This is a genomic window from Thermomonospora catenispora (assembly GCF_006363815.1).
In the GTDB taxonomy this organism is placed as follows: domain Bacteria; phylum Actinomycetota; class Actinomycetes; order Streptosporangiales; family Streptosporangiaceae; genus Thermomonospora; species Thermomonospora catenispora.
The window spans coordinates 237,413-260,323 of record NZ_RRYT01000004.1 but is presented as its reverse complement, the minus strand read 5'-3'; the positions used below and the strand labels follow the sequence as shown (position 1 = coordinate 260,323).

Sequence of the window (22,911 nt, the reverse complement as noted above, 5' to 3'; positions counted from 1 at the left end):
CTCGTTGAAGGGCTCACCATTGCCACAGAGCGTGAAATGGCCGATTTGAGGCGCGTCTGCATCACCCTGCTTCAGCAGGCTCGTGCGCACGATGCCGACGCTTTCACCTCCGCATGGAGGCAGGCCACAGGTCAAGAGCCTCCACCGCGGCTTCAATAGGACTCGGCATTGCGCCGGCCGGCCGGGCCGGGCGTGCGGCCTCCCCGGGCCGGTCCCGGCTCGGCCGGGCAGGCTCCGCCCGCAGAGGGGGCGGCTCGACACCGCGTAGGGAAGGCTCTCCTCCGGCGCCCCGGCGTCGTCACTCGTCGCCCGGTACCCGGACGAGCGGCTTGAGGGGCATGCGGTCGAAGCCTCGAACGCCGGCCGGCCGCCAGCCCACGATCCGGCTCCGCATCACGCCGCACATCAGCGGCCGATCCCGTGTCGTCACCATCGACGACGAACCGCGGCCGTTCTCAGAGAGCACCGCAACGCCCAGCTCGCCGACGAGCCCGGGCCGGCGGGGCCCGGCACGGCGCGGAAGACAACCATGTGGTCGCGGCTCGGCTCGGTCACGCCGATCCGGCGATCACGCTGCGGGTCTACGCGCACGTGATCCGCTCCGCGGAGATCGCCGCAGCGGACGTGTTCGCGAGGGTGATGCGCGAGGCCGCCTAGCGGCCCACTGTTAGCAGATCCGTTGGCAAGGGCCCCTCGCGACAAGATCGCAAGGGGCCCTTGACCTGCAGAGCCGCCTGTCGGAATCGAACCGACGACCTATTCATTACGAGCCAACCGAGCGGCGTCCAGGAGCGTCCACTCCTGTCCTCCGACCTGCTGCTGAGTCTCCGCGACGTCCAGGCCAGTCCACCGCTGCCCAGGACCGTCGTTAGCATCGGCGTTAGCAACCAGCGCTGACTGGGCACCCGGCGCGCTCGTCCCGGGGCGCTTGTCCGCGTGAACGGCGGGACGGTGTGGCAGAGGGATGCGCGCGGGCGAGTGCTCCGGCCCGCGGGGGGCTGGGGGTCGCGAGACCCCCGCTTCGGGCTCGCTCAGTCCTCATATTGAGATGGGAAGAAGATCCCATCCGGAGGTACGGAGTTACTTTGCCATCTTTAAGGAGGCAAGCGGCTCTCCCGTGTTACCCTGGGGGTGGCGCTGCCCCGAGCCTTAGCTCGGTCAGGTGCCAGCCCGCCCCCAGCCAGTAGGGCTGGGGGCTTTTATCTGATCACGATGGCGGGTGGAAGGCTGGGATCATCCTTCCTCGCCAGAGAATTCACGGCGTCGTGACGTGCTTCGCCGAGCTCATCCCACATACGTGGAGGACAGACTCGGCTTGCGCGTGCTCCACCTGGAATAATTTTCTTGGTAGCTGAGTAAGCAACCAAATCGGCGTACTGGACAAATAGCGAATGGTGTGATTGCCGGGAAACCGGATCATCCAGCAGCCATTTATCGCTAAGTCTTAGTTTGCCAGTACCGTAAGCGCTTCCTGCGGTAAGGTATCGGCGCGCCTTTCGAGCAAGCTTGCGGACGGTCAGATCTTCGCCCTCGTCATGAACGAGAAGGATTGGTGTTTTCTCACTAGGATTGTCACGATCATGTGTGATCGCAAGCCTCTGAAAGAGAGTTTCCCATGCCGTGTCTCGCGTTTGATCTAGGACACCCTTCGATGCGCGCTCTCGCTTGTCAACTACAATCGCAAAGGCTCGCGCGTTAATCTCATTTATGCGTCGCATGTGGCGCTGGTAGATATACCTTCGCTGCTTCCCGCTGAGTTTGAGTGAACGGAAAACTCCCTCATTCCTGATCAAATAGGATGCTTTTACCTCGGCCCTAGCGGGAAGACCAAATGACTTATTTAGTTCGCGCCTAAGTTTGATGGCTCCGTCAAAAGCGTCTGCCCACTGGCTTGCCCTAACCAGGACTACACCAAGAGTGTAGGTCGGCGACCCTCGAAAAGATGGGTCTCCGGAAGGATCGCCGGACTCGTCCACATAAGCAAAAAGCATAATTTTTCCTTAACCCTGCTAGGTGCGCTGCCTTATCCGCGCTACTAAAACGGAGGCTCGTCGCTGAAACTCCCCTGTGGGGGAGGAGTCGGTATGGCCCCAGGGGGCAGGGGGAGGTTGTTGACCATATAGAGATCTAGGATGCCATTCCTATCAATAAACATGATCTGGCTGCGCCAGGAGGCGTCAAGGGCGTTGCCAATCCAGTTTCTTGCTGCTTTCGTGATCTCTCCACCAGCTACAATAAATGCGTGATCTACCAGGACTCTTCTATTGGTCTCTGGATCAAAAATCTCATGGGCGAGCATCATGAGAGCCTGATTGTGGATTTCTGCTATATTTCTGTTCCCTGTATGCGTGACACCAGCTGCGTCGATCTTTCCGCGTTTGGCCTGGATTCCGAAGTAAAGAAAGTGCCGAGTTGGAAGCGTGTAGCGCATCCAGATGCCTTTGCCATACTCAAGTGCTTTATCTCTATGTCCTGCTGCGGTTATGCGATGATATCCGAGCTACCTGAAGAGCGGCAGCAAGATCTCCTCTATGAGCTCGTCCTCGCTGCATTTATCTAGATATGCAGATAGCTTCTCTCGACGTTCGATCTCCGCAGGGCTGAGTGGCCTGTGAGGATTAGCTGCAAGCGTTGATATGGCGCCCGTGCCGATGTGCCGGATGCATGCTGATCATCCGAGTAAAATTCTTCGAATCCTTCCCTGGCGAGGACATCGTTTAGGATCCTCAAAGCATTGGGGCGGGATGGGCCTTCGTTTATCGCGTCTGAAGGGGACATGAGTTGGTCTATTAGGCGGCAGAAGGTCTCTGGTGGGTGCGTCGGCCCGTCATGCGGTTCAGCCAGCATGGACTCCAAAACATCGGCGACCCAACGGTGGCGCGTAGAGCCATCGTGTACCCACTGAGTGTCGAGATCTTCAAAGAACTCAGTGATATACATGCTTGACCGATATGGGAAGTACCTCGGGGTTCCCCCTGGCTCATCTGATCCTAGGTTCCCGCAGACAAGATCGCCTAGTGCTTCTAGGTTCCTGCGGCGAAACTTCACGGCTCTCCCAAGATGCAAAGACCTGTTATAAAGCCGCCAAAACTGCGTCGTGCGGGCTAGACCATGATAGTGATTCAATCAAGATCCTGCATGAACTTGCGACGAAACAGACATTATGACGCCTATCAGGCATCATGGTTTTAATTGGTTTGGCCGGTCGGGCGGGCCGGGACCGGACGGGACAGGCCGCAGCCCGGCCCGGCCGAGCCGGCGGGGCCGCGGAGCGGGCCGCCTTGAAGACGTAGAGAAAGTTCTCATCGGCCGCCCCTTGGTTTCACGGAACCGCAGGTCAGGGCTCAGTTGAACGGTCTGTGCGGTGCGCGGGTCCGTGTGGATTGGTGTGAGTCGGCTGGGTGCGGGGTGTGGGGGTGGTAGAACGCTCGGTTATGGGCGCGGACCGGCTTGTGGAACTTGGGCGGGAGCTACGGCGGTTGCGGGTGGCCGCGGGGATGTCGGGGGCTGAGTTGGCTCGGCGGGCGGGGGTGCCTCAGACGACGGTGTCTCGGGTGGAGACGGGGCGGCGGGTCTCGGACGCTGAGGTGGTGGTCCGGCTGCTGGAAGCCTTGGGGCTGGGTGCCGGCGAGTTTGAGCGGCTGGCGACTGAGGCGCGGGCGGCGTATGTGGAGTCGGCGGCTCCTCGGGTGGATGCGGGGGTGTCGTTCCGGCGGGGGACGGCGGTGGAGCAAGCGCGGTCGGCCTCGGTGGTGCGCTCGTTTGAGTCGGTGGCGGTGCCTTACCTGCTGCGGACGGCCAGCTATGACCGGGCGGCCGGGACGGTCGTGCTGGGTGAGGGCGGGGTGGATCGGGCCGCGGTGCTCGGTGATCAGGGACGGCACTTCACGTTCGTGATCTGTGAAGGGGTGTTGCGGACGTGGCCGGGGTCGGGGGCGTGCATGCCGGAGCAGCTCGCTCACCTGGTGGAAGTCGCTGGACGGGCGAACGTGCGCCTAGGGGTGGTGCCTGCCGGGACCGTCGTGGGCTCGGAGCGGTGCGGGGTGCCGCTGCATGGGTTCACGATCTATGACGACTCGGCGGTGACGGTGGAGACGTTCACCCGTGAGCTGACACTGACCGCAGAGGCCGACGTTCGGGCGTATGTGGAGGTCTTCGAAGGGTTCGCCCGGTCGGCGGTGTTCGGGGATGAGGCGGTGGCGCTGGTGGAACGGGCCGCTCGGGATCTTGGAAAGATCCTAGGATCTATTCACTGAACGTATTGAATAGCCCCCTAGATCTGTCATACGCTGCGCTTCTCCAGGGGTGTGTAGCCCCCTAGACGCATGGGTGGTGATGCGTATGACGCGCTGGTGCCGGCTGTTCGACGGCACGCCTGAGGCCGTGGGGTTGGCGCGGAAGTTCGCCCGGCTGGTGCTGGCGGATCACGTGCTGGCCGATGCGGTCGAACTGGTGGTCAGTGAGTTGGCCACGAACGCCATCGAGCACACCGAAAGCGGGCAGCCGGGCGGGCTGTTCGTGGTGGAGCTGGAGGTCTTCGCCGATCACGTCGAGGTGGCCGTGATCGACATGGGCTCAGACAGTCGTCCCGTGCTGGTGGGGGACGATCCAGCGGATGAGGCGGCGCTCAGCGGGCGCGGGTTGCACATCGTGCGGGCGCTGTCGAAGGAGTGGGGCTGTGAGCCGGTACGAGTCGGGCTGCGGGTGTGGGCCGACGTCGTGGGTGAGGCGTGATGGGGCGGCACTCCCGGGGGCGCAGGCGGGCGCACCGCTGTTCCAGTGAGAAGCCGTGCGAGGTCTGCCGGGCCGCGGATGTGCGGGTGTGGACGGCGGAAGAGTTCGCGCGTAATCGGGCCGCGGTGCGGGCGATGGCTCGGCTGGCGCAGCTTCATGCGGGGCTGTTGCGGACGCTGTATCTGGAGGAGCTTCGCCGTGAGGGCCTCGGGGACGGGTCCGAGGGGGAAGGCGGCGGTCTGTGAGCGGTCCGCCGATTCCTCGGCGTCGGCGGCGGCTGCGGGCGGTGAGCGCGGCGACGGGCATGGAGGTTTCCCGCTTGATGTCTAGAGTCCTAGACTCGCTGCGGGAAGCGAGAGAAGGTGTCATGCCCGGCGAGGTTGAGCGCATCGCGCAGATAGAAGACCCGTACGAGCTGCTGCGGGCGGCCACGGAACGTCTGGCCGAGGCTCAGCAGGAGGTCACGGAGCTGGCGCGGTTGCGGCGGCGGGTGATTCAAGAACTGCACGCGCAAGGGTTGTCGTATGCGCAGATCGCCCAGGCGGCGGGGCTGAGCCGAGGGCGGATTCACCAGATCCGGCACACCGGCCCGGCGCCCGAGGGGGCGTTCCTGGGGTCGGGTGAGGTCACGGTGGTCACGCCGCTGCGGCCCGACCCGGCCAGTGACCGGACGTATGTGGCGCTGGATGACCTGACCACGGGCAAGCGGCTGGAAGAACTGGCGCGCACCTTTGATCTGTCGGTCGGCTATGACCATGTGCCGCTGTCGGGTGAGTTCGATCTGAACCGGCCCGGGCTGCTGGTGATCTGCGGGCCTCGGATGTCGGCGGCCATGCGGGAGGTCTACGCCAAAGATCCGGTCTTGGAGTGGGACCGGGACGAAGCCGGGTGGCTGCTGCGCGACAGGCGGACCGGGCGGGAGTTCCGCAGCGGGCAGGAAGAGGACCCGCCTCGGCCTTATGACGTGGGCTATCTGGGGCGGCTGCCCCGGCCGGACGGCAACGGGTCGCTGTTGGCCATCGCGGGCATCCATCCGGAAGGGTCGCTTGGGGTGGTGCACCTGCTGACCACCGACATCGGCTCCCTGTGGGGGCAGGTCGGCACCGAGTGCTTCTCGGTGGTGGTGGGGACCGAGTACGACCCGGCCACCCATGAACCGGTCCGGACCGAGCTGCTGACGCCCATCTACCGGCACGACGAAGCCTGAGGAGACGGGATGCGGGTGCTGATCGCCAGCGAACCGGCCACCCCCGGACGGGACAACGAAGACTTCGCGGCGGCGGCACCCGGCCTCGCCGTCCTCCTGGACGGGGCCGGCATCCCGGCCGGGCTGGAATCGGGGTGCTCGCACTCGGTGGCCTGGTACGCCCGGACCCTCGGCGGGCTGCTCCTGGCCGAAGCCCTCGACCCTCGCACCAGTCTTGCCGACGCCTTGGCCGCGAGCATTGAGCGGGTCAACGCGCTGCACTCCCACACGTGCGATCTCCAGCATCCGGGTTCGCCCTCGGCCACCGTGGTGGCCGTGCGGGTGGCCGGTGACCGGCTCGAACACTTGGTGCTGGCGGATTCGGTCCTCGTCCTGGATCGGACGGACGCCGACCCGCTGGTGATCAGTGACGACCGGTTGGCCGGAGTCCTCGCCCGGCTCGACGGCCCGGATGAGCGGCCGCCGCTGGGGAGCGCCGAGCATGCGGCCTTCCAGCTCGCCCGGGTGCGCAAGCTCAACGACCACCGCAACCGGCCCGGCGGGTTCTGGGTGGCCAGCACCCGTCCCGAAGCGGCCGAACAAGCGCTGACCGGCTCCACGCCACTGGACCGGGTGCGGGCCGTGGCACTGCTCAGCGACGGGGCAAGCCGGCCGGCCGACCGGTTCGGCCTGCTGACCTGGCCCGACCTGCTGGCTCTCCTCGACAAGAACGGTCCGGCCGAACTCCTCACCCAAACCCGAGACGCCGAGCACAGCGACCCGGACGGCACACGCTGGCCGCGCGGCAAAGCCAGCGATGACGCCACCGCCGTCTACTGGGCGCTCCACGACTGAGATTCTGCATACCCCCCTAGACAGTAGGCGGCTCCATCGCTTACCTTCATTGCATACCCCCCTAGACAGTCTCATCGTTGAACCGAAGGCGCTGTCTAGGGGACTCGACAAGTGGAGGTCTCATGCGCAGCATTCCTGTGGACACATCGGCGTTGACGTTCGTGTGCGTGGCGGCGCCGCGTCCCAAGCTGGTGGATCAGAACACCGGTGAGGTGAAGGTGGACCGCCACGGCCGCACCGTCTACACGGTCAAGCTCACCGCGGCCGACGAGAACGGGAACGTGGATTTGATCACCGTGGCGGTGGGCGGTGACCCGCAGATCTCGGTGGGGCAGGTGGTCACCGTCTCCGGCCTGGTGGCCTTCCCCTGGGAGCAGCACACCGGTGGGCGGACCCGCTGGGGCATCGCCTACCGCGCCGACCACATCACCCCCGCCCACCCGGCCGCACCGGCCGTTCCCTCCTCGCCGGTGGGTGTGCCGGGGGTGTCGGTTCCGGCGGAGATGGCCTAAGGCGGGGGCTGCGATGAACAACCTCGCCCTGCTGATCCCGGCTCTGGCCGCTCTCGTGGCGGTCGGGTCGTGGGTGTGGCGGCACTGGCATCCGGCCTCGTTCTGGTACGGGGCCGGCTACCCCTTCCGCCTCGCCCTGGTGTACCTGACCTGGGCACATGTGGCCGCAGGGTGTGGCCTGTCCCGCACACGCCGCCGCTGGCGGTGGACTCTCGATGCGGTTCCGGTCGCCGGTTCGGCGGCCCGACCCGTCACGGTGGCCACCTGTAAGCGGCGGTGGCGGCGTGTGGACGTCGAACGCGCCCCGCGGCTGGGCTGGTTGCGCCCCACCCGGTTGGGGTGGCGGGTGCGCGTCCGGTTGCACGACGGCCAGGTCCCCGCCGACTACGAACGCGCCGCGGAAGGCATCGCGCACGCCTGGCGGGTCCACTCGGTCCGCGTGGCCGACGTCCGCCCCGGTCAGATCACCTTGTGGGCGACCATGCGTGACCCGCTGACCGAGGTGCGGGTGAACCCGGACACCGGGCGGCTGCTGACCGTGCGGCCGGGCAAGCTGGACAACGGATCCGATTGGATCATCGACTTCCGCACCGTGCCGCACTGGCTGAACGCCGGTGCTACGCAGTCGGGCAAGTCCAACCTAGCGAACGCGATCATCAAGGGCCTGGCACCTCAGCCGGTCGCCCTGGTCGGCTTCGACCTCAAAGGCGGCGTGGAGTTCACCCCGTATGCCCCGCGCCTCTCCGCACTGGCCACTACCCGGCCTGAGTGTCTGGCCCTGCTCGGCGACCTGGTCGGCGAGGTGGAAGCCCGCATGGCGTTGTGCCGGGTGCACGGGGTGCGCAACGTCTGGCACCTGCCCGACCACCTGCGGCCGGTGCCGGTGGTTGTCTTGGTGGATGAGGTGGCCGAGCTGTTCCTCATGGCCGACCGGGCCGAGAAAGACCAGGTGGCCAAGACCGGCACAGCCCTGCTGCGCCTGGCCCAGCTCGGGCGGGCCTTCGCCGTCCACCTGGTGATCTGTGGTCAGCGCATCGGCTCCGACCTCGGCCCGGGAGTCACCGCGCTGCGCTCCCAGCTCTCCGGGCGCATCTGTCACCGGGTCAACGACCCGGAAACCGCCACCATGACCCTCGGCGACCTCGACCCCGCCGCCCTGGACGCCGCCCGGACCATCCCCGCCCAGATGCCGGGGGTGTGCATCGTCGCCGGCCAGGACGGCACCTGGCATCGCGCCCGATCGGTGTACGTGCCCGAGCACGAGGCCGAACACGCCGCCCACACCTACGCCCACCTCACCCCATCGTGGGCCGACCTGACCAGCAGCCTCCCAGCCGTCCGCCCGGCCGTCGCATAACCCCGGCCGCCTCCCCCTTCCTCCTCGCTCTTTTCTCCCCGCGGGTTGGCGTGAGCCCTCCCTCACGCCAGGTCCCTAGCCCACCCATGCCCGAAACCAACGTGTGGAGCCTGCCCATGTCTCCAACCGGTGAAGTGACCACCCTGCACCCCGGACATCCGGCCCGTCCGGCCGCTCGTCCCCGTCCCGCCCCCGTCTCTTCTCCCTCGTTCCGTCCGTCCTCGTCCTGCTCGTCCCGGCGGTCCGTCCTCGTCCTGGTGGGGCCGGTGGTGGAGTGGGACGGCATCCGCGGCCTGCACCTGGCCTCGTGCCGCCGGTGCGCCGAGACCTTCACCACCACCTCGGCCACACAGGCCTACGGCTGGGCCGACGCCCACGAGTGCGATCGGGAGCTGGCCGCGCTGCTGGCCAAGGTGTGCGGGGAGAGGGCGGCGTGATGCGGCGCCTCCTGCTCGCCCTGGCCGATACCGGCCCGGTGGTGATCCTCGCGGTGATCGCCGCGGCCGGGTCGTTCACTCACATCCACGACACCGCCCGCGAGCACGGCCAAGACGGGTGGATGGCCTGGGCCGTCGCCGTGTGCATCGATCTGACGTGTGTGATGGCGGCCCGGGAACGGCAGCGTGACAAACGCACCCAGCGGCCCACGGCACGGCTGTCGTGGCCAACCTGCGTGCTGGCCGGCGGCATCCTCCTGTCCCTCGCCGCCAACCTCGCCCAAGCAGAGCCGACCGTGTGGGGGTGGGTGACCGCCGGAACCCCCGCCGCCGCCTTCCTGGTCGCGGTCTCCATGCTCGAACGCCGCGCCACCACCCGGCCCGGCAGCGGTGAGGAATCCGGTTCGTCCTCGACGGAACCGGCCGTCCCGCCGTCCTTCGGCCGTCCCGACCTGGCCTCCTCGTCCCCGTCCCCGGTGGTCCGGTCGTCCTCTCCGTCCTCCTCACCCGCAAAGGTGGCGAGTGCGGGGGACGGGGCTCGTCCTGAGCTGCCCGCCCCTGACCCGTCCCCGTCCTCGGTGCAGGACGGGCAGACCACCATCCCGCTCCCGATCTCCGCATCGGCCTGCTCGTCCCAGGGCGGGGCCGGTCGTTCCGGCTCGGCCTCCCCGCCCCGGTCGGACGGGGATGGTCGGCCTGGTCTGGCAGAGCCGTTGGTGGAGTTCGCCCGCCAGGTGGCCGCCGAGCATCAGGCCAAGCACGGCCGCCCCATCACCCGTGATGCGCTGCGGGCCCGGCTGGGGGTGTCGAACCGGCTGGCCTCTGACCTGCTGCGCCACATCCGCAACCACCCCGCCTAACCCCACCCTCCTGCCCTCCTTCTCCTCGTCTGAAGGGAGCCGTCCCGTGTTCGTCCGTCGCTGCCTCTTTTGGACCTTCTGGCTGGTGCTGGCCCTCTACGTGCTGCGTCACCCCTCCGCCGCTGCCGAGACCGTGACCGCGCTCGGCGGCGGCCTGGCCGCCCTGGCCGACGCGCTTGCGGCCTTCGCCTCCGCCCTCTAACCCCGCCCGTCGAACCGGCTGCTCCCGGCGCGGATGGCCGCGCCGGGGCCGTTCCCCTTCGCCTGCTGCAAACCGGACAAAGGAAAGGTCCCGCCTTCGTGCCTCGCCCTGCCTCGTCACTGGTGACTCCGCTGGCCGCCCGGGACATGGCGGCCAAGATGGCCCGCCCGGACTTCCACAGGTGGGCGGCTCGGACCCGTGCGCTGGGCGGGTGCCTGCAGCCGATTCATCTCAAGGGCCGGGTGGATTACCTCGACCCGGCAACCGGTGAACTGCTCCACCGCTACACCACCACCACCAGCGAACCCGGCGGAACCCTGCGGGTGGCCTGCAAGACCCGCCGGGCCTCCCGCTGCCCGGCCTGCGCCGAGGTCTATCGGGCCGACACCTACCACCTCGTCAAAGCCGGACTGGTCGGCGGCAAAGGCGTCCCTGCCACGGTGGCGGCGCACCCGGCCGCCTTCGTCACCCTCACCGCACCTTCCTTCGGCCCCGTCCATGCCCGCCGCACAACCCCCGGCGGCAACGTGCGGCCCTGCCGCCCTCGCCGCAACACCACGACGTGCCCGCACGGGCGGTCCTTGTCCTGCACCGCCCGGCACGCTCCCGACGATCCGCGCTTGGGGGAGCCGTTGTGCCCGGACTGCTACGACCACCACGGCACCGTCCTGTTCAACGCCCTCGCCCCTGAGCTGTGGCGGCGCTTCACCCTCGCTCTCCGGCGGCGCCTGGCCAAAACCGCAGGAACGACCGTCGCGGCGCTGGGCGAGGTGCTCACGGTGTCGTTCGCCAAGGTGGCCGAATACCAGCGGCGCGGCACGGTCCACTTCCACGCCATCATCCGCCTGGACGGACCCGGTGGCCCAGCCACCACCCCGCCCGGCTGGGCCACCTACGAAGCCCTCGCCGAAGCGGTGGAACAGGCGGTGCGGGCGGTCACCGTCACCACACCCGCAACCGAAAGCATCCCCGCGCGGGTGCTGGCCTGGGGTGATCAGCTCGATATCCGCCCCATCACCACCACGGGTGAGCTGACCGATACCGCGGTGGCCGGCTACATCGCCAAATACGCCACCAAAGCCGCCGAATGCACCGGCACCCTCGACCGGCGCATCCGCCCCACCGACGACCTAGACGCCCTGCCGGTCAGCGACCACGCCCGGCGTCTTATCGCCGCCTGCCTGCACCTAGGCGCTNCCCGGCGTCTTATCGCCGCCTGCCTGCACCTAGGCGCTCTGCCCGAGATGGCCGGGCTGCGGCTGGCGGAGTGGGCGCACATGCTCGGCTTCCGCGGCCACTTCACCACCAAATCCCGCCACTACTCCACCACCCTCGCACGGCTGCGCGCCGCCCGCATCCGGCACAACCAGCAACACCAGCAGATCACCACCGGGCGGCTGCCCTTGACCGAGGAAGACCGGGTGCTCGTCATCGCCCACTGGCGCTACGCCGGCCGCGGCCTGACCCCCGGTGAAGCACTGCTGACCGCCGCGCTGACCGGCACACCCCTGCCGCCTCTCAACCCGTTGACCGCCGCTGAAAGGAGCCGCCTATGGAGCCATTGATGCTCACCGTCCCCCAAGCCGCCCGCGCCCTGGCGATCTCCCGCAGCAAGCTTTATGAACTCATCGCCTCCGGCGCCCTGCGCTCGGTCCGCGTCCACGGCTCCCGCCGCATCCCCCGCAAAGCCCTCGAAGACTACATAGACCGCCTGCTCGCCCAGGAGGACGCCGCCTGATGCCCCGCAAGACCGGCAAGCCCGCATCCTCCCGCAAGGCCCGGCCCCGGCTGCGGGACGGGGTCATGAAACGCGGAAGCACCTGGTCGTATGTCATCCGCGTCCGCGACCCCGAAACCGGCGTCTCCAAACCCAAATGGGTCGGCGGCTTCGTCACCGAGGAAGAGGCCAAAGCCGCCCGTGACGAAGCCCGCGTCAAGGCCCGGCGCGGTGAGTACATCGACCGCACCACCATCACCGTCGCTCAATACCTGGATGAGTGGCTCGAAGCACACGCAGTCGAGATCAAGCCCCGGACGCTGGCCGGTTACCACACCATGGTCCGGCTTTACATCAAGCCTCACATCGGTGACCTGCGGCTCCAGGCCGTCCGTCCGGCCCAGATCACCAAGCTTTACAGGGATCTCCTGGCAAGCGGCGGCGAGGGCGGCAAGCCGCTGAGCGTCTCGACCGTGATGCGGGTGCATGCCATCTTGCACAAGGCGTTCGCGGACGCCGTTCTCGTCGATGAGCTGATCCCGTCCAACCCCGCCGAGCGGGCCAAGCGTCCCAAAGGGCTGGTCAGGGAAGCAGATGGCATCTGGACGCCCGCGCAGCTTCGGGTGTTCCTCCAGGCCGTCCGCGAGCACCGGCTGTTCGCCTTCTACCACCTGGCCGCCTACACCGGTGCCCGGCGGGGTGAGCTGCTGGCGCTGCGCTGGTCGAACGTCGATCTGGACGGCAAGCGGATCACCATCGGGGGTTCTGCCGGTGTGGTCAAGGGCCGGCGCATCGAAGGGACGACCAAGAGCGGCCGGTCCCGCGTCGTCACCATCGACGATGAGACCGTGGCCGTTCTCAGGGAGCACCGTAAGGCCCAGCTCGCTGAGCAGTTCCAGGCCGGTGAAGCCTGGCGCGGTGCGGAAGACGGTTACGTGTTCACAACCGAGCGGGGAGAGCCGATCCATCCGGACTCGGTGGGCTGGTTGATGACCAAGACCATCCGGGCCTACAACAACCCGCCGCAAGGGCCTAAGCCGGCCGAGCCGCTGCCCCATGCCCGCGTGCACGACTTGCGGCACATCCACGCGACGACGCTGCTGTTGGCGGGCGTCCCCGTCCATGTGGTGGCGGCTCGGCTCGGCCACGCCGACCCGGCGATCACGCTGCGGGTCTACGCGCATGTGATCCGTTCCGCCGAGGTGGCCGCGGCGGACGTGTTCGCGAAGGTGATGAGCGGGGCCGTTTAGCGGGCCGCTGTTAGCAAACCTGTTAGCAAGAGGCCCCTTGCGAAGATCGCAAGGGGCCTCTGAGCTGGGAGCCGCCTGTCGGAATCGAACCGACGACCTATTCATTACGAGTGAATCGCTCTACCGACTGAGCTAAGGCGGCACGCCACGAAGTGGCCGGGGAAGAGTCTACCGGGTCCGGGCGGATGGTGCGTATCAATTGCAGACGGTGCCGTCGGGCGGAGGGGCGGCGGTGATCAGATACCGCTCGACGGCCTCGGCGACGCAGGAGGAGCCGCCCAGGTAGGCGGTGTGGCCGTCGCCGTCGAAGGTGAGGAGGGTGCCGGAGGCCAACTGACCGGCCAGGGCCTTGGACCACCGGTAGGGGGTGGCGGGGTCCCGGGTGGTGCCGATGACGAGGATGGGGGCGGCTCCCTTGGCGGTCACGGGTGCGGGCGAGCCGGCGGCCTCGGCGGGCCAGTAGACGCAGGGAAGACCGCCCCACATGACGAAGGGGCCGAAACGGGGAGCGGCCTTCTCGGCCTCGTCCACGGCCCGGGCGTAGGCGGAGGCATCGGCCGGGTTGGGCTTGTCGACGCAGTTGACGGCCATGTTGGCCTCCATCTGGTTGGTGTAGGAGCCGTCGGGGCGCCGTCCCAGCAGCTGGTCCGCGAGCTCCAGCAGGAGGTCTCCCTCGCCGTGCCGGATGGCGCGGTCCAGGGCGGTGCGGAGGGCGGGCCACTGGCTCCTGGCGTAGAGCGCGGACGCGATGCCGGTCGTCACCCAGGTCTCGGTGATGACCCGGTCGTCGCCCCGGACGCTGCGGAGCGGAGCGCGGTCGGCGCGGCGCTGCAGCTCGGCGATCCGGTCCAGCGCGGCCTCGGGGTCGGCGCCCAGCGGACAGTCCGGGGCGGCGGCGCAGTCCTCGGCGAACGCGCGGAGGGCGGCCTCGAAGCCCTTGGCCTGCTCCAGCAGGAGGTCGGTGGCCGAGAGGGAGGGGTCGATCGCGCCGTCCAGGACGAGGGCGCGGACGTTGCGGGGGAAGTGCTCGGCGTAGACGGCCCCCAGATAGGTGCCGTAGGAGAAGCCCAGGTAGGTGAGCTTGGCGTCGCCCAGCGCGGCGCGGAGGACGTCCATGTCGCGGGCGGCGTTGACGGTGCCGACATGGGGCAGCAGGGCGGCCGAACGGGTGCGGCAGCCGTCGGCGAACGCCCGGCTTTGAGTCTGCAGCTCGGCGAGCTCGGCGGCGGAGTCGGGGGAGGCGTCGGTGGTGAAGAACCGGTCCAGCGTCGAGCCGTCGAGGCAGCGCACGGGTCTGCTCCGGCCGACCCCGCGCGGGTCGAAGCCGATGATGTCGAAGCGGTCGCGCAGGTCGGGTCCCAGCAGCCGCCCGGCCTCCCGGACGAAGTCGACGCCCGACCCGCCGGGGCCGCCGGGGTTGGTCACCAGCGAGCCGATGCGTTCGGAGCGGTCCCGGGCGGGTAGGCGGATCACCGCCAGGGACAGTTGCTCGCCGGTGGGCCGTGCGTAATCCAGCGGAACCTTGACGGTGGTGCATTCGAAGTCCCGGTGGCAGTCCCGCCAGGACGGCTCCTGCGCGTAGTACCGCTCCAGCCCGGGCGGGGAGCCCGGGGGCGGGGACTGGACGCGCGCGGGGCGTCCGTCGCTGCATCCGGCCAGCAGCAGCGCCGCGGCCAGCAGCCCGGCTCTCCGGCGTACACCCCTCATGCCCGTCGACTCCCCCGTCCCTCCCCGCCTCGGCTCTCACGGCCCCGCGGTCTCCCCCGCCGGCCGGCGAGGGCGGCGGAGCGCGCGGCGGGCCGGCCTCGGCGCCGCGGTCGCGGCGCCTCCATCCTCGTTCCTCTGCAGCGCCGACACCAGCGGAAACGCGACTTGTGGACGAACGTCCGAACCGTCGAGGCGGTCTCCTGCGCCGCCGCTTCGTCGCTTCCTCCGGACCTCCGGCGCACGGCGGGAGCACGACGGGGGCGCCGCGGGGGTACGAGGTGGACATGACGGACAGGGATCGTGAGCGCGGAATCCGGATCGAGCCGTCGCGCAAGCGGGTGCGCGTGTATCTGGGCGGGGAGGCCGTGGTCGACACCGTCCGGCCGATGCTGGTGTGGGAGACGCCCCACTATCCGACCTATTACTTCCCCGTCGAGGACGTGCGGAGGGAGTGCCTGTTCCCCGACGGCGAGGTCGAGCGGTCGCCCGGTCTGGGAAAGGGGGAGTCCTACACGGTCCGGGTGAACGGGGCGGAGGCGCGCGGGGCGGCGCTGCGTCACCCTCGCTCGCCGGTGGAGGAGCTGCGCGGCCTGGTGCGGTTCGACCTGGAGGCGATGCAGGCCTGGTTCGAAGAGGACGAGGAGATGCTGGCGCACCCCCGCGACCCGTACCACCGGGTCGACGTCCTGGCCAGTTCCCGGCATGTGCGGATCGAGGTGGACGGGGTGACGGTGGCGGAGTCCTCGCAGCCCCGGCTGCTGTTCGAGACGGGCCTGCCGGTGCGGTACTACCTGCCCAAACCGCATGTGCGCATGGACCTGCTGGAACCCAGCGACACCACCACGGCCTGCCCGTACAAGGGGCGGGCCGAGTACTGGTCGGTCCGCATCGGAGAGACGCTCCACAAGGACCTGGCCTGGTCCTATCCGCAGCCCCTCCCCGAGAGCCAGAAGATCGCCGGGCTGATCGCGTTCTACGACGAGAAGGTCGACGTGCACGTGGACGGGGTCCGGCAGGAGCGGCCCGCGTCCCCGTTCGGCTGAGCGCGGCGCCCGCCCGGAAGCTCAGCCGGAGCCGCGGCCGTCCTCGGCGGCGCGGCCGTAGGCCTCCTCGTGCTGCCGGCGAGGGACGCAGACCTCGGCGACGGGGCAGGAGCAGCGTCCGCCGCCGTCCAGCTTGACGGTGACCTCGTCGGCGGGGACGTTCCGCGCCACCACCTGGCCGGTGCCCTGGGGGGTCCGGACCCGCTGCCCCGGTTTGGGCATGCGCCGGTGCGCCTCGACGTACAGGGGGTGCTCGTACTTGAGGCAGCACATCAGGCGTCCGCAGGCCCCCGCGATGCGCAGCGGGTTGATGGGCATGTCCTGTTCCTTGGCCATGCGGACCGAGACCGGCTCGAAGTCCTTGAGGAAGGTGGCGCAGCACAGGTCCCGTCCGCAGGGGCCGATGCCGCCCTGGAGGCGGGCCTCGTCGCGGGGGCCGACCTGCCGGAGCTCCACGCGCGCCCGCAGGGAGCGGGCCAGGTCGCGCACCAGCGCGCGGAAGTCCACCCGGTGGGGCGCGCTGAAGTAGATGGTGAAGACGTTGTCGCCGTCCAGGTAGTCGATCCCGACGACCTTCATCGGCAGGTCGTGCTTGCGGATCAGCCGTTTGGCGATGGAGCGGCCCTCCGCACGGCGCCGGCGGTTGCGCTCGTCCCGGGCCAGGTGCTCCTCGGTGGCCAGGCCGGCGCAGACGGGAAGGCCCTCGATGTCCTCCGACACCCACTGCGGGGCCCACACGCATTCGGCGACCTCGGGGCCGGCGCTGGTGGGCACCAGGACCTTGTCGCCGACCCGCGGCGAGTGAGGGCCGGGGTCGAGGTAGTACAGCCGTCCGTATCGGGTGAAGCTGACGGCCATCACCATGCCCATGCTCCACACCCCCTTGCGGCCTCTCGCGCCTTGCTCACCCTATGCGGGTTCCGCGGACGGCGATGTGACGCGCGTCACCGGACGGCACCGGACGGCAGGGCGCCGGACGCCACCCGGTGACGTCGGGGCGCCGGGCGTCACCAGGCGACGTCGACGCAGTCCTCCACGGGGATCGCGTGCGCCTTCCCACCGGGCGCGCCATGGGCCAGGCCGTCCGCGCTCAGCAGCAGGACCTCCTCGCCGACGGAGGCGCGCACCAGGGCGACGGGGGACCGGGCGGTCCCGACGGTCCACCACTCCCTGGTGGGCTGCCGCGTCTGCACGGAGAACTCCTGCAGCGACAGCGTCGCCCCCCGCTGGATCCCCGCGACGACGGCGTCCCCCCGCACCAGGGCGACGGTGGTGGCGTCGGCGGGCAGGGGCAGCAGGGCCTTGCTGACGCGCAGGTCGCCGGACGGGGCGTTCACGTCGAGGGTGCGCACCTGGCGGCGCACCGTCGAGCCGCCGCCGGTGGACCACACGAACGACAGGGCGTCGCCGCTCCACGCCAGGTTGGTGATCCGGCCGGTGGAGCGGCTGGTCCATCGGCGCTGCGCCGCGGCGTCGGCGGAGACGACCTCGATGCGGCTGACCCCCTGGCCGTAGACGAGGTAGGCGATCCGCCGCCCGTCGGGGCTCACGGCCATGTCGGAACGGCCGGTGGACACCCCCCGCACCTGCAGTCCCTCCAGCGGCGTCAGGGAGCGGGGCAGCCCGTCGGGGGTCAGGGCGAGCCGGTGGAACGTCACCTGGCCCGACGCATAGGAGGACACCACGAACGTCCCCTCGCCGGCGGAGGCGATCTGGTGGAACCGCCGGCCCACGGGCGCGGCTATGTCCACCCCCACCTGGGCCCCCGTCCGGGCGTCCCGCACCACCAGCGCGTCACCGGAGCGCCGGACGCCCACCACGAAACGCGGCGCGGCGTCCTTCGCGGCGGTCTCGGCGGACGCCTCGGCAGCGGCGGGCTTGTCGTCCTTCCCATCGGCGCGCCCGTGGATGAAGTCCATGGCGGCGGCCACCAGCAGCACCGCCAGGACCGCCACGACGACCGGTCCGGCATGCTCCCGGATCAGCCCGCCGGGCCGCTCACCGCCGCCCGGGGGCCGTTGCCGCTCGCCGGCGGGGGTCTGCGGTCGTTCCTCGGAAGGGGGGTTCTGCCGTTCTTCGGCTTCCATGTGCTCCGCCGTTTCTCGTGTCTCGTCCACCGGATCGACCTCGGCCGGAAGCCGCGCTTCCCGCCGATCGTCCAGTAACGCGAGCAGGGCGACCGCCGCCACCGCCCCCGCCGCGGCGACCGCCGCCGCGGCGACGACGGTCCGCAGCAGGCGCCCGGTCCCGTCTCCATCGTGCACGGTGATCGCCGCACCGCCCCTTCGTGTAAGCGACAAGCGTGTGGTGGCCGCGCCTCATCCGGACGCGCGCAGCGCCGACCGGGCGGCCCGCACCGCGGCGTCCCGGTAGGCCGCCCCGTACAGGGTCACATGCACCAGCAGCGGATGCAGCTGGTGCAGGGAGACCCGCGCCCGCCAGCCGTCGGCCAGCGGCCTGACCTCCTGGTAGGCCGCGATGATCCGATCCAGGTGCGGCGCCCCGAACAGGGCCAGCATCGCCAGGTCGGTCTCCCGATGGCCGCCGTGCGCCGCAGGGTCGATCATCCAGCCCCGGCCGCCGGACCACAAGACATTGCCCGACCAAAGGTCGCCATGGATTCGGGCAGGCGGCTCGTGCGGACCCGCCAGCGTCTCGATCCGGTCCATCACCTGTTCGATCAGCCGGATCTCGGCAGTGTCCAGGTGGCGGGCGGCCGAGCGGAGGAACGGGGCGATGCGGCGTTCGGCGTACCAGCGGGGCCACCGGTCGGCGGGGGCGTTGTCCATCGGCAGGTGCGCGATGTAGCCCTGCCAGGAGGCGCCGAACGAGGGCGCCCCCGTGGCGTGCAGCGCCGCCAGCTCCCGGCCGAACCGTTCCGCCGCGGCCCGCGTCGGGGGCTCGGCGGGCAGCCACGGCAGCACCAGCAGCCGTTCGTCGGCCGCCAGCACCGGCGGGACGGGCGGGTCGTCGCCCTGCCGCAGCCAGCGCAGTCCCGCGGCCTCGGCGGCGAACACCCCGGCCTGGTCGTCGGCGGCCTTGACGAACACCTCGCGCCCGTCCGCGAGCCTCACCCGCGACAGCGTCCAGGCGTGGCCGCCGCCGAGCGGCGTGACCCGCTCGACCGGTGCGCCCAGCAGTTCCGCCAGCCGCTCCACCGCTCAGCGGTCCTTGAGCGCGGTGCGGATCTCCTCCAGCAGCCCCGGGACGGCGGCCTCGACCAGCTCCCGGACGTGCTCGAAGTCGGCCATGGAGCCACCGTAGGGGTCGGGCACGTCCAGCCGTCCGCCGGCATCGGGGTCGAACTCCCGCAGCAGCCGGATCTTGTCGCGCGCCTCCTCGTCGGGGGCCATCGCCCGCAGCTCCCGCAGGTGCCCCCGGTCCAGCGCGACGATCAGGTCGTAGCGGTCGAACCAGGTCCGTTCGAACTGCCGTGCCCGGTGGGCCGACCGGTAACCGTGGCGGGCGAGCGTGCGCACCGCACGGTGGTCGGCGCCCTCTCCGACGTGCCAGCCGCCGAGGCCCGAGCTGTCCACCTCGACGTCCAGCCCTTCCTCGGCCGCGTGGTGGCGCAGGATCGCCTCGGCCATCGGAGAGCGGCAGATGTTGCCCGTGCAGACGAACGTGACTCGATACGGCATGGCCCCCATCCTGCCCGTTGTGGACGGTCAACCGGTACGCAGCGACAGCGTCATGGCCTCCACCGCCAGCAGCGGGTTGACGTTGGCGTCCAGCCGCCGTCGGCATTCCATGATCGCTTCCAGTCTGCGCAGGGTCGTCTCCGGTGCGCTCTCGGCCGCCGCCGCCCGCAGCTCGGCGGCCTTGTCGCCGTTGACCGGCTCCACCGGGGCGCCGAGCTGCAGCATCAGCACGTCCCGGTAGTAGGAGGCCAGGTCCAGCAGCGCCCGGTCCAGCGAATCCCGCTTGATGCGGGTGGCCCGCGACTTCTGGCGCTCCTCCAGCTCCTTGAGCGCCCCGGCGGTGCCGCGCGGCATCCGGCCCTTCTCGCTCTCCCCCAGCGCCCGCCGCAGCTGTGCGACCTCGGCCTCGTTCAGCTCCTCGGCGGTGGCCTTGGCGTCCGCGTCCGCCGCGGCCACCAGCGCCGCCGCCGCCTGCACCGCGGGCGCGACGCCGGTCAGCCGGGTCGGCAGCGACAGCACCTCTCCCCGCCGGCGCCGGGCCTCGGGGTCGGCGGCCAGCCGCCGCGCCCGTTCGAGGTCGCCCTGCGCGGCCCGCGCCGCCTCCAACGCCACGTCCGGCTCGATCCCGTCCCGCTGCACCAGGGCGTCCGCCACCGCCTGCGCGGGCGGGGTCCGCAACGTCACCAGCCGGCACCGCGACCGGATCGTCACCACCAGATCGTCCGGCGACGGCGCGCACAGCAGCCACACCGTCCGCGGCGGCGGCTCCTCGATCGCCTTCAGCAGCGCGTTCGCCGCCGCCTCGGTGGCCCGCTCGGCGTCCTCGAACAGCACGATCTGCCAGCGTCCCCCGCTCGGCGAGGACGCCGCCCGCAGCACCAGCTCCCGGGTCTCCTTGACCCCGTACGACAACCCGGCGGGCCGCACCACCTCCACGTCGGCGTGCGTCCCCTGCAGCACCTGATGGCAGGAGGCGCAGTGCCCGCACCCCGGCGGATCCTCCCGGCACTGCAGCGCGGCCGCGAACGCCCGCGCCGCCGCGGACCGTCCGGCCCCCGGCGGGCCGGTGAACAACCAGGCGTGCGTCATCCCCGCGGCGGCCCGCCGGTCGCCCGCCAGCAGCGCCGCCCCGGCCCGGGCCGCCGACCGCAGCTGCTCGACGGCCGCCTCTTGGCCCACCAGGTCATCCCAAACGCTCACAAGCCAAGGCTAGGCCGCCTCGGCGCCCGGTGATATCCCGGCGCCGCCGCACCCTCGGAGTCCGCGGGCCCGGCGCGGACCCGCCGGCGCCTGCGGGACCCGGTGCGGCGTCCCCGCCGCCCGCCGGGCCCCGCCCCGGCCGGCGAGGACGACGGGGATCAGTCGGAGATCGCGGGGAAGGTGCTGGTGATCTCCTCGGTCCCGGCCGGGACGGGATCGGGGAGGATGTCGTGGAGACGGTCGCGGATCAGGCGGGTGATCTCCTCCTGCGGCAGCGAGGCGTCGATCACCAGGTAGCGGTCGGGGTCGGCCTCGGCGAGGCGGCGGAAGCCCTGGCGGACCCGCTCGTGGAACTCCATGGGCTCGGACTCCATCCGGTCGGCCGGGGAGGCGAAGCGGCCGAACCCGGTCTCCGGGGGAACGTCCAGCAGCACGGTCAGGTCGGGCAGCAGGCCGCCGGTGGCCCACCGGTTGACCTCGGCGATCTCCTCGACGGACTGGCCGCGGCCGAAGCCCTGGTAGGCCAGGGAGGAGTCGAGGTAGCGGTCGGAGACCACGATGGCGCCGCGGGCCAGGGCGGGCTCGATGACGTTGGCGACGTGGTTGGCGCGGTCGGCGGCGTACAGCAGGGTCTCCGCGCGCGCCGACAGGTCCTTGGTCTCCTTGTCCAGCAGGATGGCGCGCAGCCGCATGCCGATCTTGGTGGCGCCGGGTTCGCTGGTGGTGACGACGTCGTACCCGTGATCGCGCAGCCAGATCGCGGTCAGCCGGGCCTGGGTGGTCTTGCCGGCGCCCTCACCGCCCTCGAACGCGATGAACACCCCGCGGTCGCGCGCGGGCTGCGGCTCGGCGGCGGGCGGGACGTAGACCTCGCCGCGCAGCGCCGCCCGCACGTCGGGCACCAGCGGGATGCCGCGCCGGTCGTCCAGCCGCCGGTACGTCACCAGGCCGACGACCAGCGTCAGCAGCGCGACCGCCAGCAGCACCGCGTTGGGGCCGTCGAAGCGGTACACCGCATCGGAGCCCAGCTCCAGCCGGTGCCGCCCGATCGCCCCGGCGCAGGCGGGCGCGGCGGCCGTCACCACCACCAGCACCGCTCGCAGCACAGAGCGCAGGAACGCCCGCGCGGGCCCGCGCAGCGGCTCCTCGGCCGTCTCCTGCACCACGGCACGGGCGGTGGACCAGGCCACCCCCACGGTCCACCCCAGCACCCCGGTGAGCACCACGACCACCACCAGGTCGTGGATCAGCGCGATGGCGGCCAGCACCAGGCTCGCCGCGACCACCGACAGCCCCAGCAGCCGCCGCCGGCTGAACGGGCCCAGCATCCGCGGCCCCTGGAAGACCCCGAACGCCATGCCCAGGAACGCCGCGCCGACCATCGCCCCGAACCCGGCGTCCCCGCCGTGCAGGGTCGCCACCTGGATCCGGGCGACGCCGAGCACCGCGCCGCCCGCGGCGAACGCCCCGATCAGGCCGACCAGCAGGCCGCGCAGCCCGGGCACGGCACGGGTCGCCTTCCCCGGACGCTCCCCCTGCCGCGGCGCGGCGGGCCGCGCCGCGGCGACCGGCCCCGGCGGCGTCCCGAAGGCCGCGACCGCCGACAGCACGAAGACCACCGCCGTCGCATACAGCGGCAGGTCGCTGCGCGCATCCCCGGACGTCAGGGCGCCTGCCGCCAGGGCCAGCAGCGCGAACAGCACGGCGGCCGCCGGCGCGGCCCCGTGGCCGGTCCGCCGGACCAGGCGCCGGGCGTCCTCCGCCCGGTCCTCGGGCACCAGTCCCGGCGCGGTGGCGTCGACCGCCGCCTGCGCGACCGCTCCCGCCAGCGAGATCAGCAGCGCCGCCGCGATCAGCCACACCGGCTGTCCCAGCAGCGCCGCCGACGCGGTGAGCACGGCCCGCAGCGCGCCGAGCGCCGCCAGTGTCACGCGCCGGTCCAGACCGTGGACCGGCGTCGCCATCGCGGAGGCCGGCAGCGCCTGCGGCAACGTCCACGCCAGCAGCGTCCCGGCGATCGCGTACGCCTGCATCGCGAAACCGTCGTCGGCGCTCACCGCGACCGCCGACGCGGTGAGCGCCAGCAGGCCGAGCCAGTCGCCGAGGCCGGAGAAGGACAAGGCGATCCACAGCCGCCGCAGCGGCGGGATCGACAGCACACCCGGCTGGTGAGCCGCGCCCGATCTGGTCATGTCGGTCAGCGTATCGAC

At 70.6% G+C, this 22,911-nt stretch carries 23 protein-coding genes and 1 tRNA gene; 15 read left to right on the top strand and 9 right to left on the bottom strand.

The features are described 5' to 3' along the window. Positions 1–531: 531 nt before the first annotated feature. Positions 532–657 (top strand): integrase, encoded by a 126-nt coding sequence (locus tag EIO00_RS24755; protein ID WP_206664050.1) that lies wholly within the window; start codon positions 532–534, stop codon positions 655–657. Positions 658–1,199: 542 nt separating this feature from the next. Here the strand turns inward: EIO00_RS24755 and EIO00_RS25875 are convergent. Beyond that, positions 1,200–1,991, bottom strand: a complete 792-nt coding sequence (locus EIO00_RS25875; protein ID WP_140175864.1) for a DUF3800 domain-containing protein — start codon at positions 1,989–1,991, stop codon at positions 1,200–1,202. Positions 1,992–2,242: 251 nt separating this feature from the next. On the opposite strand from EIO00_RS25875, the gene EIO00_RS24460 reads away from it, so the two are divergent. From EIO00_RS24460 to EIO00_RS05675, 13 genes are all read left to right on the top strand, one after another. Beyond that, a complete protein-coding gene (locus tag EIO00_RS24460) occupies positions 2,243–2,560 on the top strand; it encodes a hypothetical protein (protein WP_175596138.1) in 318 nt (105 codons plus the stop codon). 874 nt (positions 2,561–3,434) lie between these two features. Beyond that, positions 3,435–4,256, top strand: coding sequence for a Scr1 family TA system antitoxin-like transcriptional regulator (locus EIO00_RS25540; protein WP_140175911.1), 822 nt, complete (start codon positions 3,435–3,437; stop codon positions 4,254–4,256). Positions 4,257–4,341: 85 nt separating this feature from the next. Beyond that, entirely contained in the window at positions 4,342–4,734 is a 393-nt protein-coding gene (locus EIO00_RS05720; RefSeq protein WP_012854834.1) for an ATP-binding protein, read from the top strand. Between the two features lie 367 nt (positions 4,735–5,101). After that, positions 5,102–5,941, top strand: coding sequence for a sigma factor-like helix-turn-helix DNA-binding protein (locus tag EIO00_RS05715; RefSeq protein ID WP_012854836.1), 840 nt, complete (start codon positions 5,102–5,104; stop codon positions 5,939–5,941). 9 nt (positions 5,942–5,950) lie between these two features. Beyond that, complete coding sequence (locus EIO00_RS05710; protein WP_012854837.1) at positions 5,951–6,775, top strand: protein phosphatase 2C domain-containing protein; 825 nt, start codon at positions 5,951–5,953, stop codon at positions 6,773–6,775. A 122-nt stretch (positions 6,776–6,897) separates the two neighbouring features. Beyond that, on the top strand, positions 6,898–7,287 hold the full coding sequence (locus EIO00_RS05705) for an SCO3933 family regulatory protein (protein ID WP_012854838.1): 390 nt from the start codon (positions 6,898–6,900) through the stop codon (positions 7,285–7,287). Between the two features lie 13 nt (positions 7,288–7,300). Then, positions 7,301–8,644, top strand: coding sequence for an FtsK/SpoIIIE domain-containing protein (locus EIO00_RS05700; RefSeq protein WP_140175862.1), 1,344 nt, complete (start codon positions 7,301–7,303; stop codon positions 8,642–8,644). A 116-nt stretch (positions 8,645–8,760) separates the two neighbouring features. After that, positions 8,761–9,081 (top strand): hypothetical protein, encoded by a 321-nt coding sequence (locus EIO00_RS24105; protein ID WP_161602657.1) that lies wholly within the window; start codon positions 8,761–8,763, stop codon positions 9,079–9,081. Next, entirely contained in the window at positions 9,081–9,941 is an 861-nt protein-coding gene (locus EIO00_RS05690) for a DUF2637 domain-containing protein (protein ID WP_012854841.1), read from the top strand. The genes EIO00_RS24105 and EIO00_RS05690 overlap by 1 nt, the downstream gene beginning before the upstream one ends. Positions 9,942–9,987: 46 nt before the next feature. Continuing rightward, entirely contained in the window at positions 9,988–10,143 is a 156-nt protein-coding gene (locus tag EIO00_RS24455; protein WP_012854842.1) for a hypothetical protein, read from the top strand. Between the two features lie 146 nt (positions 10,144–10,289). Further along, positions 10,290–11,708: a replication initiator gene (locus EIO00_RS05685; protein WP_175596137.1), complete on the top strand. Its 1,419-nt coding sequence runs from the start codon at positions 10,290–10,292 to the stop codon at positions 11,706–11,708. After that, on the top strand, positions 11,696–11,881 hold the full coding sequence (locus tag EIO00_RS05680; RefSeq protein ID WP_012854844.1) for a helix-turn-helix domain-containing protein: 186 nt from the start codon (positions 11,696–11,698) through the stop codon (positions 11,879–11,881). Before EIO00_RS05685 ends, EIO00_RS05680 begins: the two co-directional genes overlap by 13 nt. Beyond that, entirely contained in the window at positions 11,881–13,110 is a 1,230-nt protein-coding gene (locus EIO00_RS05675; protein WP_012854845.1) for a tyrosine-type recombinase/integrase, read from the top strand. The genes EIO00_RS05680 and EIO00_RS05675 overlap by 1 nt, the downstream gene beginning before the upstream one ends. 69 nt (positions 13,111–13,179) lie before the next feature. On the opposite strand, the gene EIO00_RS05670 is transcribed toward EIO00_RS05675, so the two are convergent. Together EIO00_RS05670 and EIO00_RS05665 are read right to left on the bottom strand one after the other, a co-directional pair. After that, positions 13,180–13,252, bottom strand: a tRNA-Thr gene (locus EIO00_RS05670). Between the two features lie 53 nt (positions 13,253–13,305). Next, positions 13,306–14,817, bottom strand: coding sequence for an alpha/beta hydrolase (locus EIO00_RS05665; protein ID WP_140175855.1), 1,512 nt, complete (start codon positions 14,815–14,817; stop codon positions 13,306–13,308). Between the two features lie 284 nt (positions 14,818–15,101). On the opposite strand from EIO00_RS05665, the gene EIO00_RS05660 reads away from it, so the two are divergent. Then, a complete protein-coding gene (locus tag EIO00_RS05660; RefSeq protein ID WP_140175853.1) occupies positions 15,102–15,860 on the top strand; it encodes a DUF427 domain-containing protein in 759 nt (252 codons plus the stop codon). A gap of 21 nt (positions 15,861–15,881) precedes the next feature. Here EIO00_RS05660 and EIO00_RS05655 read toward each other — a convergent pair whose 3' ends face one another. The 6 genes from EIO00_RS05655 to tmk all read right to left on the bottom strand — a co-directional run bounded on the left by EIO00_RS05655 (position 15,882) and on the right by tmk (position 22,893). Continuing rightward, positions 15,882–16,730 carry a PSP1 domain-containing protein gene (locus EIO00_RS05655; protein ID WP_206664048.1) on the bottom strand — a complete coding sequence of 283 codons (849 nt, stop codon included), beginning with the start codon at positions 16,728–16,730 and terminating at the stop codon, positions 15,882–15,884. A gap of 137 nt (positions 16,731–16,867) precedes the next feature. Then, complete coding sequence (locus EIO00_RS05650) at positions 16,868–18,124, bottom strand: TolB-like translocation protein (protein ID WP_140175851.1); 1,257 nt, start codon at positions 18,122–18,124, stop codon at positions 16,868–16,870. A gap of 54 nt (positions 18,125–18,178) precedes the next feature. Next, on the bottom strand, positions 18,179–19,018 hold the full coding sequence (locus EIO00_RS05645; RefSeq protein WP_140175850.1) for a fructosamine kinase family protein: 840 nt from the start codon (positions 19,016–19,018) through the stop codon (positions 18,179–18,181). A gap of 3 nt (positions 19,019–19,021) precedes the next feature. Continuing rightward, the gene (locus tag EIO00_RS05640) at positions 19,022–19,501 is read right to left on the bottom strand and encodes a low molecular weight protein-tyrosine-phosphatase (protein ID WP_140175848.1); all 480 of its coding nucleotides are present in this window, start codon (positions 19,499–19,501) and stop codon (positions 19,022–19,024) included. Between the two features lie 27 nt (positions 19,502–19,528). Further along, positions 19,529–20,701 (bottom strand): DNA polymerase III subunit delta', encoded by a 1,173-nt coding sequence (locus EIO00_RS05635; RefSeq protein ID WP_140175846.1) that lies wholly within the window; start codon positions 20,699–20,701, stop codon positions 19,529–19,531. A 158-nt stretch (positions 20,702–20,859) separates the two neighbouring features. Continuing rightward, positions 20,860–22,893, bottom strand: coding sequence for a dTMP kinase (gene tmk, locus EIO00_RS05630; RefSeq protein ID WP_140175844.1), 2,034 nt, complete (start codon positions 22,891–22,893; stop codon positions 20,860–20,862). Positions 22,894–22,911 lie beyond the last annotated feature (18 nt).